A 15,773-nucleotide genomic window follows, 5' to 3' on the forward strand; every position below is an offset into this window, starting at 1 on the left:
TCAACGCTTTATGAAATTATCTTGAGTGTCCTGCCGCCTCCAGCGTCTAAGGAGAATGGGCGGAGGCCAGCTTCATATAGGGATACGGAATGGAATATCGCACATTGGGACGCACCGGGATCGAAGTCAGCCTGATCTGCCTCGGCACCATGACATGGGGCTCGCAGAACAGCGAGGCGGAGGCGCATGAGCAGCTCGACCACGCGGTGGGCCACGGCGTCAACTTCATCGACACGGCGGAGGCCTATCCGGTGACGCCCGTATCCCGCGAGACGCAGTTCCTGACCGAAACCTATATCGGCAACTGGATCGCGGGCCGGAAGCGGCGGGACGACGTCATAGTCGCCACCAAGATCGCCGGTCCCACCCGCGACGCCGTGCGGGAATTTCGCGGCGGCAACAACCGGCTCGACCGGCGCAATGTCGAACAGGCGGTGGAGGACAGCCTGCGCCGGCTGCGCACCGACTATATCGATCTTTACCAGGTGCACTGGCCCGACAGGCCGGTGCCGTCCTTCGGCGCTCGCGGCCTCACGCGACTGGACGATACGCCCGACACCGTGCCCATAGAGGAAACGCTGGGCGCGCTGGCCGACCTGGTGCGGGCAGGAAAGATCCGCCATTTCGGCGTCTCCAACGAAACCCCCTGGGGCGTGTCCGAATATCTGCGCCTGTCGCGTGAGAAGGAATGGCCGCGCGTCGCCTCGATCCAGAATGCCTATAATCTGCTCAACCGCACCTTCGAACATGGGTTGTCGGAATATGCGCTGCGGGAACAGGTGTCGCTGCTCGCCTATTCCCCTCTGGCCGGCGGCAATCTGACGGGAAAATATCTGGGCGGCCGCATTCCCGCGGGTTCGCGCAGGGACGTGAGCCGCCAGTTCGTGCGGTACGACCTGCCCGGACAGCCGACCGCCAGCGCGCGCTATGTCGCCGTCGCGCAGGCCCATGGCCTGCCCCCGGCGCAACTGGCGCTGGCCTTCGTCAACAGCCGGCCCTTCGTCACGTCGACGATCATCGGCGCGACATCGCTGGAGCAGCTCAAGATGGATCTCGCCAGCGTCGACGTCCGCCTGGATGCAGATGCGCTGGCCGCCATCGAAGCGATCCATCGCGAACTGCCCGATCCCTGCCCCTGATCGCGGGGATCGGCGGCGATCCTTTTAGAATGCGTGCCGGCGGCGCGCGCGATCACCGTATCGATGCAAAATACCCCAAGCCGGGCGCGGCAGGAGCGATTCCGGCCAGGCGTTTCCCGCCATCAATCCCACGACCCCTGCCGCGCCCGCTCGCGCATCGCCTCCAGGAACAGCCGCACAGCGGGCATTGCCGCGCGCCCGGCGTCGTAGAGCAGGCTGACCGGCACGGGCGGCGGCGCGTGGTCCTCCAGCAGCCGGACGAGCCGCCCGGCCGCGACCGCCTCCGCAGCCTGGTAGCTCAGGACATTGGCCACTCCCACCCCAGCCTCGGCCGCCGCGATCGTGCCGTCGATCGTATTGACGGTCAGGCGGGGAGCGACCTCGACCGTGCTTTCCGCCTTCCCGCCGAAACGCCAGGCGGCGCCGATCCTGATGCCGCTGCCGACGATGCAGCGATGGCCGGCCAGATCGGCCGGCGTCGCCGGAACGCCATGCGCAGCCAGATAGGCGGGGCTGGCCACGATGGTCTGCCGCACCGAGCCGATGCTCATCACCCGCAGCGCGCTGTCGGCCAGCGGCCCGATCCGCACGGCCACGTCGATCCCTTCCTCGACGATGCGGACATTGCGGTCGATCAGCATCATGCGCGCGCTCAGCCCGTCATGAGCCGCCAGCAGCGCGCCTATGGCAGGCAGCACATGCAGTCGCCCGAACATCACCGGAGCGGTCACGTAAAGCTGGCCGCGCGGCGCCGACCGGCCGCCCATGACGATCTGCTCGGCCTCCCGCAGCTCGGACATGATCCGCCGCGCCCGGTCCAGAAAGGCCGCACCTTCGTCCGTCAGCGACACCGCGCGGGTGGAGCGGTGGAACAGCGTCACGCCCAGATGCCGCTCCAGCGCGGCGACGGCGCGGGTGACGGCGGGCGGGGACATGCCCAGCTTGCGCGCTGCGGCGGCGAAGCCGCGCTGGTCGGCCACCGCGACGAAAGCGGACAGGGCATCGAAGCGATCCATTATTCCCCAAACTGAAACAGTGAAAGCCAATCATCGGCCATTATCATGCAGCGCGCAATGGCTTAGCTTGTCCGGCATGGCACAGGTCTATCTCCACACCATGTTCGGCAACGGCGCACGCGCCATGCAGGAAGCCGCCGGTTCGCGCGCTTCCTATGCGCGCATGGAGGCGAATGCGGGCGCGGCCGACATGCTCACCGACCGGGAGGCGGATTTCATCGCCGCCCGCGACAGCTTCTACATGGCCAGCGTCAGCGAGGATGGCTGGCCTTACGTCCAGCATCGCGGCGGCCCGGCCGGCTTCCTGCGGCGGATCGGGGACAACCGGATCGGCTTTGCCGATTATCGGGGCAACCGCCAATATCTCTCGGCCTCGAACCTCGCCGCCGACGACCGGGTGTCCCTGTTCCTGATGGACTATCCCAACCGCCGCCGCCTGAAGCTGATCGGCCATGCCCATGGCAGCGACGATCCGGCGACCATCGCGGCGCTGATGACGCCCGGCTATGGCGTCGAACCTGAGCGCGCCTTCCTGATCGATGTCGTGGGCTTCGACTGGAACTGTCCGCAACATATCACCCCGCGCTTCACGCAGAAGGAGATCGAGCGCCTCACCGCCCCCCTGGTGGACGAGATCGACCGGCTTCGCGCACGCATTGCCGAACTGGAAGGATAGAAATCATGAAAGACAAACTCACGCGCGGCGTCCATCATGTCGGGCTGACGGTGCCCGATCTCGACCAGGCGCGGGCCTTCTTCTGCGGCGTGCTCGGCTTCGACGAGGTGGGCGGCGTTCCCGATTATCCCTCCATCTTCCTGTCGGACGGCGCGATCCTCCTCACCCTCTGGCGCGCCGCCGATCCGCTGAGCGCCCGGGCCTTCGACCGGCGGGCCAATATCGGGCTGCACCATCTCTCGCTCGCGGTGGCTGACGATGCAGCGCTGGACACCGCGTGGGAGAAGGTGCGCGCCCATCCGGAGGTGGTGGTCGACGCCCCGCCCGGCCCGATCCGCGCCGGATCGGCCACCCGGCACTTCCTGGTCTTCATTCCGGGGGGCATCCGCCTGGAATTCGCCACGCCCTTTTCCTGAACCGCCATCCTCCGATGTGAAAAGGGCTCCGGAGCATGCATGCTCCGGAGCCCTCTCCATGCGACCCGGCGAAGGGATTACATGCGGATGCGCAGGCCCACCGAAACCATGCGCCCGATCGGGTTTGACACGAAGCCGTTATAGCCCCATGCGCCGCCCAATATGCCGTTGGTGTTGCCGTTGTAGAAGGGCGGGTTCTTGTCGAAGATGTTCTGGGCGTCGACATAGATCTGCCATCCCCGGGCGAAGCTTTCACCCTGGAATTCATATTGCAGGTGCAGGTCGAACGTGTCGTTGGCCTTGACCTTGTCGCCGCCGCCGATCGGGTTGCCGATCGAATTGACGATGATCGGTTCCACCGTCGTGCTGATCCAGTTGCGGTAGGAACCCGTATGGTTCCAGAACAGATCGGCGGACAATCCATCCTTGGCCCAGCCCAGTTGTGCGCGGTTCTTGAACCGCACCGACGGGAAGGTGGTGTTGTAACCGGAAGTGTTGAGGATGCTGAAGTCCGTACCGCCGCCGAAATTCTGCCGGAACTTCGTGAAGTAGGTGAAGCCCGTGCCGATCACGAAGCTGCCCAGTTCACCGATCTCCGTGCGATAGTTGAACTGCCCGTCGATCCCCTCCACCGTCAGGTTGAGCGCATTGCGGCTGCTCTGGTCGATCAGGAAATAGACCTGCGGCGGGATCGCGCCCGACACCGTCGCGCCATTGGCGATATTGGCGAACTCGTCGATCTGCGCCTGCGAACAGGTCTGCGGACAGATGGTCAGCAGGTTGCGCAGCCCCGCCGAGTTCACGATGGCGCTGGGGCTGGGGGAGGAGACGCCGCCGATGAACTTGTTGTGGAAATAGGTGAAGGCGGCGGTGAAGCCGGGCAGGAAGCGCGGCGCCAGGTCGATGCCCGCCGACCAGCTGCGGCCCTTTTGCGGGGTCATGTTGGAAAAGCCGCCGCCCAGCTGGCGCCGCATGCCCTGGATCGCCGGCGTGCCGATGGTGCAGGTGGTCGCATTGCACTGCACGCCGGGGATGTTCGCCACATCGGGATAGTTGGCGATGGGCACGGCGATCTGCGTGCCGTTCACGCCGACGCTGCCGGATGCGTAGAGATAGCCCTGCGTCGGATCGCCGATCACTGCTGTCGGCGGCGCCACGAAGGCGCGGGAATAGTTGCCGCGCAGCTTGACGCCCTCCACCGGCTCCCAGTTCGCGGCGAACTTCGGATTGGTGGTCGATCCCACGTCGCTATAGCTGTCGTAGCGGCCGGAGATGCTGAGGTCGAAACTGTGCACCAGCGGAATGCCCATATCCGGTGAAACGACCGGAATATAGAGTTCGGCGTAAAGCGACTTCACGTCGCGCTTGTAGTTATAGACGCGGAAGTTCGAACCGGTCGTGGTCGGGCCGGTATTGTTGGAGCCCGTGATCTTCTGGGTCTGTTCATACCAGAGATATTCGCCGCCGACCGCGATCTTGAGCTTGCCCGCGGGAAGATTGAACAGCGACCCGTTGAGGTCGAGCTTCATCTGGTTGAAGGTGTTGTAGTTCGTATTTTCGCTATTGTTGCGATAGAGCGAGCGGATGACCGCTTCGGAAGTCCGGTTGGTGCCGTCGAAGGGCCGCCAGACGTCCAGCGCGTTCGCCGCCGTCAGCGGCAGGTTGAGCGCGATGACGTTCTGGCCCGGAATGTCGGTCGCCGTGGTGCTGCCGCTCAACTGCGCCGTGCCGTTCAGCGCCAGCAGGGCGCAGGCGGAACAGAAGCCGTTGACGGTGTTGAGCGCCGAGCGGTTCCAGCCGAAGGCGTCGCTGAAGGTCAGCGTCCAGTCGTCATTGACATGATATTCCGCGACGGCGGTCGAATAGATCGAATCCGACTGCGATTCCTGTTCGCCATAATCCGCGTCGGGCAGCAGGGCGAGCCATGTGACCGTCTGCTGCGTGGCGCCGGGCGCGCCCGCGGGCGCCTGGTAGAAGGGGTTGATCTGGCCGCCCCGGCCCGATCCGGGACCGAATACGGTGGCGTTGGTCAGGCCGCCGGGTCCGGACGCATTATGCGTTTCCTGGCGGTTATAGTTCATCATCGCGGTGACGGTGAACTTGTCCGAAAAATCGTTCGTGACCTTGATCATCGCATTCGCGCGGAACTGCGAAGGCAGAAGATTGGCGTAGACCGAATTGTTGCAGGGCGCGTTCGCCTGAATATTGGGAACTGTCGTCGTCGCGCCAGGCGAAAGGAAGACGCCGCTGACCCCCGGCGCGATGATCGTCGCGGGGCTGCACTGATAGCTGTTGGTGTTGGTGCCGCCGACCGGACGATAATCGCCCAGGCTGGAAAAGCGGCGGTCCCTGTTCTTCAGTTCCGACTGGTCGGAATAGGAGCCCGCGACATAGACGCCGCCCGTGTCCCACTTCTTGCCCCAGATGAAGTTGAAGTTGGTATTGTGATAGCTGTCGGCAAAGCCCGCCTGCGCATTCGCCTCGAACCCGTCGAAGGTCCGCCGGGTGATGAAGTTGACCACGCCCGCGACCGCGTCCGACCCGTAAACGGACGATGCGCCGTCGGCCAGCACCTCGACCCGCTGGATCGCGCTGACCGGGATGATGTTGGGGTCGGTCTGGGCGAACTGCGTGCCGCCGCCGGGCAGGCGCAGGCCGTCCAGGATCACCAGAGTGGTGTTGGACGACGATCCCGCAAGGCTGTGGATCTGCGGCGAATAATAGGAATAGGCATTCTCGCCCTGCGCGACCGAACCGGCCGTGGAAATGGACGGCACGGTGTTGACGAGTTGCGACACGTTGACGGGCGCGGTCTTCTCGATCGTATCCTGGCCCACCGAAATCAGGTTGGACCCGACGGGCGCCACGCCCCGAATGGCGGAACCGGTGACGACGATGTCGCTGTCCGTTACCGACTGGCTGTTCTGGGGCGGCGGCGCGATCGTCGCATTGTCTTGGGCCAGCACGGGCTGGCCGGCCACCATCGCCGCCGCGATCGCGATCAGCGAACTGTTCAATCGTGCAGGCAGATATTCTCCCAACATGGCTCTCTCCCTCATTATCATATACTATAGGATTTTTATGTGAGTTTATGGCTGTCCGGAGGCTGAAAGTCTCCGGATTCCGGGGTATTGACGATGGCCCCGAGGGGCGCGGTTCAGTGCGGCTGGAAGCTGTGCAAGCCGCGGGGATAAGGGTTGATCGCGACGCGCGTGGCCATCTGCCCCGGCTGCCCGCCGAAGCTGGCGCGATGCCACCGGCCCTGGGCGGCGGTCACGACGTCGCCGGGCGACGCGGTGAAGAACGGCACGCCTTCGATCTGGTAATCGACATTGCCTTCCATGATGAACCAGAATTCATCATAGCCGAAGTGGAAATGGCCAAGATCGCTGGCCGGCGGAGTCTTGATGCCCTTTCCGCGAATATTGTTCACGAACAGATGATCGCCGGCGATGAATGCGCCGGCTCTTTGCCCGCCGGTCACCACATCCTTGTAATAATCGAGATAAGGCCGGTCGGCGGCGCCATAATGCCCGTCGCCGCCCATCAACGCGGCCTTCACATAGGTGAAGCCCGGCACGTCCCTGGGCTTGTCCGGCCTGGTCGCGGCGGGATAGAGCGGCACGTCGCCCGCGCCGTGCACCTCCAGCCACAGCGCCGGCTCGTCGCCCACGCTTTCCAGGGTGAAAGGCAGGCGGAAGGGAATATTGACCTCTCCGCCCTTGACCGCGACGAAGGGTTCCTGCCCCTTGATGCTCACCCGGAGCTGCCCGCCCCAGACGATGAGGGCGGTCGCATTGTCGGCATACATCAGCGGTTCGGTGCGCTGCCCGGCCGCCATCTGGTGCCAGTCCGCCTCCAGATCGCGGTTGCGGACGATGGCGTGCGTCCAGCTTTTCTGGCCCTTGTGCGCGGCAAGGATGTCGGCGAGCTTCCACCAGGGACGATTGGGCGCGTCATAGGCGCGCGGCGGCGTCCGCTTGGGCGACCAGGCATTTTCCATGGGCGGGCGGGCGGGCGGCGCAGACGGTGCCGGCGCAGATGTCTGGGCCGACGCACCCAGGATGAGCAGGGCGGGCGAACACAGATAGAATGCGGCCTTTATGATTGCCATCAATCCTCCCCTTGAGCAGACTTTTGCGTCTTGCATTTGATCATATAGGATATGATGTTAGAGCATTAGTCAAACAAATTATCACATGAAAAGAGGAGAAGGGCGTGAAACACATCTGGAAACTGGCCGTGATCGGCGGGATTGCGTTGTTTCCGCAATGTGTCGCGCTGGCGCAGGAAGATGGCTGCGCGCGTCTGGACGACCCGTCGGAACGCCTGGCCTGCTACGATCGCCGGTCTGGCCGGGCCGCGCAGGACAGCCGCCCGATTCCCGTCCCCGCGCCCCCCGCCGCGGCATCGGCGGCTGCGATCAACAGCTATCAGGACCGTCGCGACGCCCTCAAGAGCCGCACGGATTTCGACAGCCGCTTGAAGGCGGCGATCCCGCTGCGGCACGGCTATCACCGGCTGGAGCTGGAGGACGGCACCGCCTACGACACGACGACCGTCGCGCCGCCGCCGCCCGTCGGGGCGGCGATCCATGTCCGCCGCACGCCGTTCGGCACCACCTTCTTCGACATGGAAGGGCGCAAGCCCTTCACCGTCAGGCTGTCGCGCCGCCAATAGGCGTCCGGGCGCCTTCCCCGGCCGGCTGCTCCAGCAGCCGGTTCGGGTCCACGATCACCCAGGCGAGCACGCCCGCCAGCACCACGCCGGCCCCCGCGATGAAGGCGGCGGTCCAGCCGAATTGCGCGGCGATCATCGGCGTCAGGGTGGAGGTCAGCGCCCCGCCGATCTGGCACCCCATGTTCATGAAGCCGGACACGACGCCGCTATGCGGGCCCGCTATGTCCGCCGTCACCGACCAGAAGGAGCTTTGCGAGAGGTAGATCGCCCCTGCCCCCCCGGCCAGGATCAGCACCGCGAGCGGCGCATTGTCCACCATCGATCCGCTGGCCAGGAACAGGCCGGTCAGCACGAAGGAGAGCACGCCCAGCCCGGAGCGTCCCCAATAAAGGCCGTAGCGCGCCGACACCCGGTCGTTGATGACCCCGCCCAGCAGGCAGCCGAAGGTCATGCACAGGAAGGGCAGCATGGAGAAGACAGCGCTGGATTTGACATCCAGATGCCGCGCTTCGGCAAGATAGATGAAGAACCAGCTGAAGAAGATCCAGATCACATAGCCGAAGGCGAAATAGCTGACGAACAGGCCCCAGACATTGCGGCTGGAAAATATGGCGCCCCAGGGAATGGGTCCGGCCGACGCCGTTTTGGCAGGGGGCAGGCCCGCCTCGATATGCGCGAGTTCGGCTGCGTTCACCGACGGATGCTCCTGTGGCCGGTCCCGCGCGAGCCAGAACCAGACCGCGGCGGCGGCAAGGCCCATTGCCGCGCAGGCATAGAAGGATGCGCGCCAGCCGCCCCACAGGATGATCGCGGTGATCAGCGGCGGCGTGATGCCGGAGCCGGCGCCCACCCCGGCGAAGATCCACCCGTTCGCCTTGCCGCGCTCCTGCGCCGGTATCCAGCGCGACAGGAACTGGTTGCCGCACGGATAGACGACCGACTCGCCGATGCCGAGCGCGAAGCGGGTCAGCGCCAGCAGCAGCAGCGCGGCGCTGCCCTCCGGATGGATGAGCGCCGTCGCCGCGGTGAACACGCCCCACCAGAGCAGCGCGCCGGTCAGCACGATGCGGGGACCGTAGCGCGCGGCGAGCCAGCCCGCTGGCACCTGGAACAGCGCATAGCCGATCAGGAAGGCGCTGAAGACCCAGCCCAGCTGCACCTGGTCGATGGCATATTCCTTCCGCATCTCCACCCCCGCGACGGAGATGTTGGTGCGGTCGAGAAAAGCGATCGCGCTGATGATGAACAACAGGAAGATCAGGCCCAGCCTGACCCTGGACCGCGCGGCTCCATTCATAACCATCCCTCCCGCTTGGCTTCTGCGCCAAACAATATACTATATGATTCGTGATAAGATGATGTATGTCGGCATAAGCAGGCAAGAGCAAGCATTGGAGAGGGGAAGATGGGCATGGGCACGCCGCGCATGGCGCTGGTCGCAGCGCTGATGGCCTTTGGCGGAACGGCCATGGCGCAGGCCGCGCCGCCGCTGGCGCAACGCATCGGCCACAGCGATCCGGACAAAATGCGGGTTGCGAACGGCGTCCATGGCGGTGCGGGATCGATGAAATTCGGGCCGCTGCTCGGCGCCAATGCGCTCAGCACCAACCTCATCTTCGTCCATCGCGGGACGATCGCGCCGAAAAGCGGCATCGGCCAGCATTTTCACAATGATTGCGAGGAGATGTTCATCATCCTCGACGGCGAGGCGGAGTTCACCATCGACGGCCGCACCTCGCGCCTGGCCGGGCCTGCCGGCGTGCCCGACCGCAAGGGGCACGCCCATGGCATCTACAATCCGACCGACAGGCCGCTGCAATGGCTGAACATCAATGTCGGCATGACCAAGAGCTATGACAATTTCGATCTGGGCGACCCGCGCACCGACGCGACGCTCGATCCCGTGCCGCAGTTCATCAGTATGCGGCTGGACCGCGCCCTCCTGAAGCCGGCGGCGGCCGCCCTGCCCGATGCGACCGGCGGCGTCCTCTTCCGCCGCGCGCTGGGACCGGCGGTCTTTTCGACGCCCTGGTCCTATGTCGATCATGTCCTTCTGCCCGCAAATGCGGCGCTCGGCCGCCGGATGCAGGCGGATATGAGCGAGGTCTATTATGTGATCTCCGGCACGGGCGAAGTGACGCTGGACGGGGAAACCGCGCCGATCAGCGCGGGCGACGCCGTGCCCGTCGACCTTGGCGAGGCGCGGGCGATCCGCCAGACGGGCGCGCAGCCGCTCGAACTGATGGTGATCGGCGTGGCGCGCGATCTGGCGGCGAAGGCCCGCTACCGCGCCGAAGCCGAAGCGCGCATGCAACCGCGGCGGTAACATCGCGCCGATCCTCTCGCGTCCCTCCTTTCGATCATCCAAGAAGGAACCAAAGCCATGTCATCCCGCCTTCGCGCCGCCCTGCTTGCCGCTGCGCTCTGCCCCCTGACCGCGCCATTGCTGGCGCAGGAACCCGCCGCACCGGCCGCCGCGCCATCCTTCGAGCGGCTGGACCCGGCGCTCGACGCGATCATAGCGCCGGGCACGCCGATCGAGCGGGTGGCGACCGGCTTCGGCTTTACGGAGGGGCCGCTATGGCATGAGGGCCGGCTCTGGTTCTCCGACGTCACCGGGGACAGGATGCGGGCCGTCAGCCCGGATGGAAAGGTGGAGGAACTGGTGGCCAATTCAGGCGGCCTGCCCCATCCCCCGGCGGGCGCCAGCATCGGCTCCAACGGCATGGCCCCCGCCCCCGACGGCACGGTGCTGATGACGCAGATGGGCGCTCGCCGCATCGTCAGGGTCGGCAAGGACGGCAGCCTGCAACCCTTCCTGTCGGAATATCAGGGCAAGCGGCTGAACAGCCCCAACGATCTCGTCTACGACAAGAGCGGCGCGCTCTGGTTCACCGATCCGCCCTTCGGCCTGTTCAACGGCATGGACAAGGACCCGGCCAAGGAACTGCCCTTCAACGCCGTGTTCCGCTATGCCGACGGCAGGCTGACGCCGGTCATCACCGACATGACGCTGCCCAACGGCATCGGTTTCTCCCCCGATTTCAAGACCCTCTATGTCGGCAATTACGGCCCCGAAATGTATATTCGCGCCTATGATGTGCGCCCGGACGGCAGCCTGTCCGCGCCGCGCGAGCTGATCCGCTTCCCCGGCGGTCGCGGCGGTCCGGACGGGCTGAAGGTCGACACGGCCGGCAATATCTGGATGACGGGCCCGGGCGGCATCCGCATCGTCACGCCGCAGGGCAAGGTGCTGGGGCAGATCAGGCTGCCGGAAACCGCGGCCAATCTGGCCTTCGCGGAGGATGGGCACACGGTCTATATCACCGGCAGCACCAGCATCTATCGCCTGCGCAGCAAGGTGAAGGGGATGCTGCCGCTCTACGCCGGGGGCCAATGAAGGGCAGCGGGCGGCGACGCGCCGCCCGCTTGGGCCGAACCGCGTTTAACGGCCGCCCGCGCCCGGCCCGGCACCGGGCGCGGGGGCATAATTTTTCGCCAGATAGGCCGTGATCGTCTTGACCTCCTCCGGCGAGACCTCGGCCCCGCGATCGGCCATGCCCTGCACGGTCGCCGCCCATTCCGCCTCGCTCCGCCGCTTCTGGAAAACCTGCCCGGTCGTGTGGCAGAAACCGCAGCGTTCGTTGATCAGGTCCAGGCCAGGGCCGGGCGGCGGCGTCGCCACGGCTACGGTCGCAGGCGCCTGCTGGGCCAATGCCCCCGCCCCGATCAGGGGCAGGGTCAGGGCCATGATCATCAGTCCGACTTTACGCATGTCATGTCCTCAAGGAAGCGCATAGGCCACCACCTCGTCGCTGGTGGCCGGTGAAAAGGCGAAGCCCCCTGTCGCCACGACGGCGACCATCTGCCGTTTCCCCACGGCATAGGTCATCGGCGTTCCGTAGCTGGAACCGGGCAGTTCCGCCGTCCAGAGCAGCTTGCCCGTCTTCGTTTCGAACGCGCGGAAGCGCTGGTCCTTGGTCGCGCCGATGAAGGTCAGCCCGCCCGATGTCGTGAACGGCCCGCCCGCGCTGGTGATCCCCGCATCCTTGAGCGCGGGATGGCCGGTGTCGCCCAAGGGCCGGCGCCACGCCACCGTGCCCTTGGCGACATCTACGGCCACCAGCTCGCCCCATGGCGGCTTGTGACAGGGGAAGCCGGTTTCCATGTCCGCGAAATAGGCGTAGCCGCCCTTCATGCCCCAGCTTCCGTCGGGCTGCTGCTCCAACTGCTGGGGGCTGGCGAGTTCGTTGAGGTTGATGACGTAGAGGCCCAGATCGGGGTCGAACGCGCCCCCGCCCCAGTCCACGCCTCCCAGGCTGCCGGGAAAGAAATTGATCGCGCTGTCGGCGCGCAGCGGCTGGAACGGCTTGCTGGGGGTGATGTTCAGCTTCTTGACCAGCGCCTCGCACCGGGCCTTCAGCTCCGGCGTGACATCCAATATGTCCTCGGCATTATAGGACAGGCGGGTGAGCGGCGGCGGCGCGACCGGCATGGGCTGGGTCGGCCAGGGCTGCTCGCCCGGCACGTCGGTCTCGGTCGGCACCGGCACTTCGCGCACGTCGAACAGCGGCTTGCCGGTCACGCGGTCGAGGATGAACATGATCGCCGTCTTGTTCATCGCCACCAGCGCGGGCGTGACCCGCCCGCCGCGCCTGATGTCGACCAGCGTCAGCGTGGGCAGGTCGAGGTCCCAGATGTCGTGATGCACGGTCTGGAAATGCCAGAGATATTTGCCGGTCGCCGCGTCCACCGCGACCACCGAGTTGGAATAGAGATTGGCGCCCTTCCGGTCAGCGCCCCAGCGGTCGAAGGTCGGCGCGCCGACCGGCAGATAGGCGATGCCGCGCTTTTCATCGACCTGCACGAAGGTCCAGACATTGGTGCCCGATCGCGCCTTCGCGCTGTCGCCCTCCCAACTGTCCGCGCCCTTCTCCCCCGCCTGCGGGATGGTGTGGAAGGTCCAGACCAGCTTGCCCGTGCGCGCGTCCCAGGCGCGCACATCGCCCGCCGCGCCCTTGACCGGCATCTCCTGCACCCGCGATCCGGTGATGACCAGGTCCTTGTAGATGGCGGGCGGGCTGCTCATGCCCAGCGGCGCGGCGCGCAGGCCGTTCATCACCTCGGGCGTCTTCATGTTGACGATTCCCGCCTCCCCGAAAGCGGCGGCAGGCTGGCCGGTCGCGGCATCGAGCGCGATCAGCTTGCCGGACCGGGTGCCGAAGAAGATGCGCGCGCCCTTCCCCCTGGCTCCGGGCCAATAGGCGACGCCGCGAGTCGAGGGCTGGTCCTTGTTCGCCAGCGTATAGGCCCAGCGTTCCTTCCCCGTGGCGGCGTCCAGCGCGACAACGCGATTATAGGGCGTGGCGAGATACATGACGCCGTCGACCACCAGCGGCGTCGCCTCCGACGCTGAGAATCCAGTGGCGAACTTGGCGCGCATGCCGTCCGGCATCGGTCCCACATCGGCGGTCACGCCGGGCGGGCGCATATGATATACCCAGGCCTGCCGCAGCGTGCCCACATTGGCGGTCGTGATCTGCCTGAGGGGCGAATGGCGCGCACCGCCGGGATCGCGGCCATAGGCGGCCCAGTCGGCATCGGCGGACGGCGCCGCCGTGGCTGCGCCGTGCAAGGCGCCGGCGGCAACGGAAATCAGGGAAGCCAGTGCGATGGACCGGCGAAACGAAGATGTGATTTTCAACGACATGCCTCTCCTGAAGGCGGGGTTTGACCTTTGGTCGACAAGCCCGGTTGTTCTTTTGTCAGGGGAATGCTAGCAGAGGGTCAAATCATATACAATATGATCTATGACTCAAAATCGGCGCCCCCATATGGCGTATAAGGGAGAAGGAATATGGCGACGCTGCCATTGGCGGGCATCAGGGTACTCGACATTTCGCAGGTCATGGCAGGCCCGTTCTGCTGCATGCTGCTGGGCGACATGGGCGCCGACGTCATCAAGATCGAACCGCCGGTCACGGGCGATTCGACCCGGCATTCGATGGGCTTCCGCCTGAAGGGGGAGGACAGCCCCGGTTTCCTCGCGCTCAACCGCAACAAGCGCAGCATCGCCCTCAACCTGAAGGACGATGCCGATCGCGAGGTGCTCTATGCGCTGGTGAAGAGCGCCGACGTGCTGGTGGAAAATGCCCGCCCCGGCGTCGCGGCGCGGCTGGGCATCGACTATGACACGCTGGCGAAGATCAATCCGCGCCTCGTCTACGCCAGCATTTCCGGCTTCGGCCAGACCGGCCCATGGGCGCAGCGTCCCGGCTTCGACCTGATCGCGCAGGCCATGTCGGGGATTTTGAGCTCCAACGGCTTTCCCGGCATGGAACCGGCGAAGAACAGCATCGCCGTGGCCGATCTGGGGGCCGGTCTTTTCTCGGCCTATGCCATCCTCTCCGCCATTATCGGCCGGGAAAAGAGCGGGCAGGGCCAATATATCGACGCCTCCCTGCTGGAAGCGGCGCTGGGCCTTTCGATCTGGGAGACGACGGAGCTTTGGGGCACGGGCAAGTCGCCCACGCCCATCGGTTCGGCAAACCGCATGTCCGCCCCCTATCAGGCGATGCAGGCGTCGGACGGCTGGTTCGTCATCGGGGCGGCCAATCAGGGACTGTGGCTGACCTTCCTCGACGTCCTCGGGCGTCCGGAGCTTCAGGACGATCCGCGCTATTCCAGCAATGCCGCCCGCGTCGTCAACCGGCTCGCGCTGATCGATGATCTTGCGCCCACCTTCCTCACCCGCACGCGGCAGGAATGGATCGACGCCCTGCTGGCGGCGGGCGTTCCCGCCGCGCCGATCCTCGACTATGGCGAGGCGGTGACCAGCGAACAGGCCGTCGCGCGGGAGATGGTGATGCAGGTGCCCCATCCGGTGGAGGGCGAGTTCAAGGCGCTGGGCTTCCCGGTGAAGATGCGGGGCACGCCGCAGGAGGTCCGCCTGCCCCCGCCGCTGCTCAACGAACATAGCGACCTGATCCGGCAGGAACTGGTGGAAAAGGGCCTGCTCGCCCCGCAGCGGGAAGCCGCGAAATGAGCGAGGCGCGCCTCATTTACGAGAAGCGGGGCAATCAGGCCCATATCCGCTTCGACAATCCCGCCGCCCATAATGCGCTGACCGGCGCGATGTGGCACGACCTGCGCGATGCGGCGCGGGACATAGCGGCCGACCCCTCCATCCGCGTCGCGGTGTTCCGCGGCGTCGGGGGGAAGGCGTTCATATCCGGCACCGACATTTCCAAATTCGCGGATTATACGACCGGCCGGCAGGGCGTCGATTATGAGCGCGACATCGACGAATGCATGGGCGCGGTCGACGCCATCCCCTGCACCACCATCGCGGTCGTGGAGGGTTGGGCCGTGGGCGGCGGCATCAACATCTCCTCCGCCTGCGATTTCCGGATCGCGACCCGCGATGCGCGCTTCGGCTCTCCCATTGGCCGCACCATAGGCAACTGCCTCTCCGCCGCCAGCGTCGCTCGGATCGGCGCGGCGGTCGGCGTGCAACGGGCGAAGCGCATGGTGCTGCTGGGCGAGATGCTGACGGCGGAGGAGCTGCTCGCCAGCGGTTTCCTGCTGCGGATCGTGGAGCGGGAGACGCTGGATGCGGAGGCCGACGCGCTGGCGCGGCGGGCCGCCGAAAATGCGCCGCTCACCACCCGCGCGACGAAGGAGACGATCCGGCGCATGGCCTTCGGAGCTTTGCCCGATGTCGAGGATCTGATTGCGGAAGTCTATGGCAGCGCCGATTTCCGGCAGGGCGTGTCCGATTTCCTGGCGCGCACGAAGAAAGTGCCGGACTGGACCGGCGCCTGATGGGGAAGCGGGCGGCGGGACG

At 65.9% G+C, this 15,773-nt stretch carries 14 protein-coding genes; 8 read left to right on the plus strand and 6 right to left on the minus strand.

What is annotated here, in order from left to right:
- The first annotated feature begins 89 nt into the window (after positions 1 to 89).
- Positions 90 to 1,139 (plus strand): NADP(H)-dependent aldo-keto reductase, encoded by a 1,050-nt coding sequence (locus A8G00_RS15625; RefSeq protein ID WP_025550663.1) that lies wholly within the window; start codon positions 90 to 92, stop codon positions 1,137 to 1,139.
- A 122-nt stretch (positions 1,140 to 1,261) separates the two neighbouring features.
- Here the strand turns inward: A8G00_RS15625 and A8G00_RS15630 are convergent, their stop codons facing one another.
- Positions 1,262 to 2,155 (minus strand): LysR family transcriptional regulator, encoded by an 894-nt coding sequence (locus A8G00_RS15630; RefSeq protein WP_099186675.1) that lies wholly within the window; start codon positions 2,153 to 2,155, stop codon positions 1,262 to 1,264.
- Between the two features lie 76 nt (positions 2,156 to 2,231).
- Here A8G00_RS15630 and A8G00_RS15635 point away from each other — a divergent pair, with 76 nt between their 5' ends.
- Together A8G00_RS15635 and A8G00_RS15640 are read left to right on the plus strand one after the other, a co-directional pair.
- Positions 2,232 to 2,831, plus strand: a complete 600-nt coding sequence (locus tag A8G00_RS15635; protein WP_103001101.1) for a pyridoxamine 5'-phosphate oxidase family protein — start codon at positions 2,232 to 2,234, stop codon at positions 2,829 to 2,831.
- A 5-nt stretch (positions 2,832 to 2,836) separates the two neighbouring features.
- Positions 2,837 to 3,247, plus strand: coding sequence for a VOC family protein (locus A8G00_RS15640; protein WP_025550669.1), 411 nt, complete (start codon positions 2,837 to 2,839; stop codon positions 3,245 to 3,247).
- 77 nt (positions 3,248 to 3,324) lie between these two features.
- Here A8G00_RS15640 and A8G00_RS15645 read toward each other — a convergent pair whose 3' ends face one another.
- Together A8G00_RS15645 and A8G00_RS15650 are read right to left on the minus strand one after the other, a co-directional pair.
- Positions 3,325 to 6,291, minus strand: a complete 2,967-nt coding sequence (locus A8G00_RS15645; protein ID WP_061937418.1) for a TonB-dependent receptor — start codon at positions 6,289 to 6,291, stop codon at positions 3,325 to 3,327.
- 113 nt (positions 6,292 to 6,404) lie between these two features.
- Positions 6,405 to 7,361, minus strand: coding sequence for a cupin domain-containing protein (locus A8G00_RS15650; protein WP_099186673.1), 957 nt, complete (start codon positions 7,359 to 7,361; stop codon positions 6,405 to 6,407).
- A 104-nt stretch (positions 7,362 to 7,465) separates the two neighbouring features.
- On the opposite strand from A8G00_RS15650, the gene A8G00_RS15655 reads away from it, so the two are divergent.
- On the plus strand, positions 7,466 to 7,927 hold the full coding sequence (locus tag A8G00_RS15655) for a hypothetical protein (RefSeq protein WP_044660922.1): 462 nt from the start codon (positions 7,466 to 7,468) through the stop codon (positions 7,925 to 7,927).
- Here A8G00_RS15655 and A8G00_RS15660 read toward each other — a convergent pair.
- On the minus strand, positions 7,905 to 9,224 hold the full coding sequence (locus tag A8G00_RS15660; RefSeq protein ID WP_025548689.1) for an MFS transporter: 1,320 nt from the start codon (positions 9,222 to 9,224) through the stop codon (positions 7,905 to 7,907). The genes A8G00_RS15655 and A8G00_RS15660 overlap by 23 nt on opposite strands.
- Before the next feature lie 108 nt (positions 9,225 to 9,332).
- On the opposite strand from A8G00_RS15660, the gene A8G00_RS15665 reads away from it, so the two are divergent.
- Positions 9,333 to 10,253: a cupin domain-containing protein gene (locus tag A8G00_RS15665; RefSeq protein WP_048576753.1), complete on the plus strand. Its 921-nt coding sequence runs from the start codon at positions 9,333 to 9,335 to the stop codon at positions 10,251 to 10,253.
- A 57-nt stretch (positions 10,254 to 10,310) separates the two neighbouring features.
- Positions 10,311 to 11,327, plus strand: coding sequence for an SMP-30/gluconolactonase/LRE family protein (locus A8G00_RS15670; protein WP_099186672.1), 1,017 nt, complete (start codon positions 10,311 to 10,313; stop codon positions 11,325 to 11,327).
- A 45-nt stretch (positions 11,328 to 11,372) separates the two neighbouring features.
- Here A8G00_RS15670 and A8G00_RS15675 read toward each other — a convergent pair whose 3' ends face one another.
- Complete coding sequence (locus A8G00_RS15675) at positions 11,373 to 11,702, minus strand: cytochrome c (protein WP_025548694.1); 330 nt, start codon at positions 11,700 to 11,702, stop codon at positions 11,373 to 11,375.
- A 9-nt stretch (positions 11,703 to 11,711) separates the two neighbouring features.
- Positions 11,712 to 13,637: a pyrroloquinoline quinone-dependent dehydrogenase gene (locus A8G00_RS15680; protein WP_099186671.1), complete on the minus strand. Its 1,926-nt coding sequence runs from the start codon at positions 13,635 to 13,637 to the stop codon at positions 11,712 to 11,714.
- 147 nt (positions 13,638 to 13,784) lie between these two features.
- On the opposite strand from A8G00_RS15680, the gene A8G00_RS15685 reads away from it, so the two are divergent.
- On the plus strand, positions 13,785 to 14,972 hold the full coding sequence (locus A8G00_RS15685) for a CaiB/BaiF CoA-transferase family protein (protein WP_025548695.1): 1,188 nt from the start codon (positions 13,785 to 13,787) through the stop codon (positions 14,970 to 14,972).
- Positions 14,969 to 15,751, plus strand: a complete 783-nt coding sequence (locus tag A8G00_RS15690; RefSeq protein ID WP_099186670.1) for an enoyl-CoA hydratase — start codon at positions 14,969 to 14,971, stop codon at positions 15,749 to 15,751. Before A8G00_RS15685 ends, A8G00_RS15690 begins: the two co-directional genes overlap by 4 nt.
- Positions 15,752 to 15,773 lie beyond the last annotated feature (22 nt).

It is taken from the genome of Sphingobium sp. SA916 (assembly GCF_002894065.1).
Classification (GTDB): Bacteria; Pseudomonadota; Alphaproteobacteria; order Sphingomonadales; family Sphingomonadaceae; genus Sphingobium; species Sphingobium fuliginis.

Excerpts from the sequence above, each read along its gene's own strand:
- A8G00_RS15630 (WP_099186675.1), bottom strand. The coding sequence starts at position 2,155 with ATGGATCGCTTCGATGCCCTGTCCGCTTTCGTCGCGGTGGCCGACCAG.
- A8G00_RS15670 (WP_099186672.1), top strand. The coding sequence starts at position 10,311 with ATGTCATCCCGCCTTCGCGCCGCCCTGCTTGCCGCTGCGCTCTGCCCC.
- A8G00_RS15690 (WP_099186670.1), top strand. The coding sequence starts at position 14,969 with ATGAGCGAGGCGCGCCTCATTTACGAGAAGCGGGGCAATCAGGCCCAT.
- A8G00_RS15645 (WP_061937418.1), bottom strand. The coding sequence starts at position 6,291 with ATGTTGGGAGAATATCTGCCTGCACGATTGAACAGTTCGCTGATCGCG.
- A8G00_RS15675 (WP_025548694.1), bottom strand. The coding sequence starts at position 11,702 with ATGCGTAAAGTCGGACTGATGATCATGGCCCTGACCCTGCCCCTGATC.
- A8G00_RS15665 (WP_048576753.1), top strand. The coding sequence starts at position 9,333 with ATGGGCATGGGCACGCCGCGCATGGCGCTGGTCGCAGCGCTGATGGCC.
- A8G00_RS15640 (WP_025550669.1), top strand. The coding sequence starts at position 2,837 with ATGAAAGACAAACTCACGCGCGGCGTCCATCATGTCGGGCTGACGGTG.
- A8G00_RS15625 (WP_025550663.1), top strand. The coding sequence starts at position 90 with ATGGAATATCGCACATTGGGACGCACCGGGATCGAAGTCAGCCTGATC.
- A8G00_RS15635 (WP_103001101.1), top strand. The coding sequence starts at position 2,232 with ATGGCACAGGTCTATCTCCACACCATGTTCGGCAACGGCGCACGCGCC.
- A8G00_RS15660 (WP_025548689.1), bottom strand. The coding sequence starts at position 9,224 with ATGAATGGAGCCGCGCGGTCCAGGGTCAGGCTGGGCCTGATCTTCCTG.
- A8G00_RS15685 (WP_025548695.1), top strand. The coding sequence starts at position 13,785 with ATGGCGACGCTGCCATTGGCGGGCATCAGGGTACTCGACATTTCGCAG.
- A8G00_RS15650 (WP_099186673.1), bottom strand. The coding sequence starts at position 7,361 with ATGGCAATCATAAAGGCCGCATTCTATCTGTGTTCGCCCGCCCTGCTC.
- A8G00_RS15680 (WP_099186671.1), bottom strand. The coding sequence starts at position 13,637 with ATGTCGTTGAAAATCACATCTTCGTTTCGCCGGTCCATCGCACTGGCT.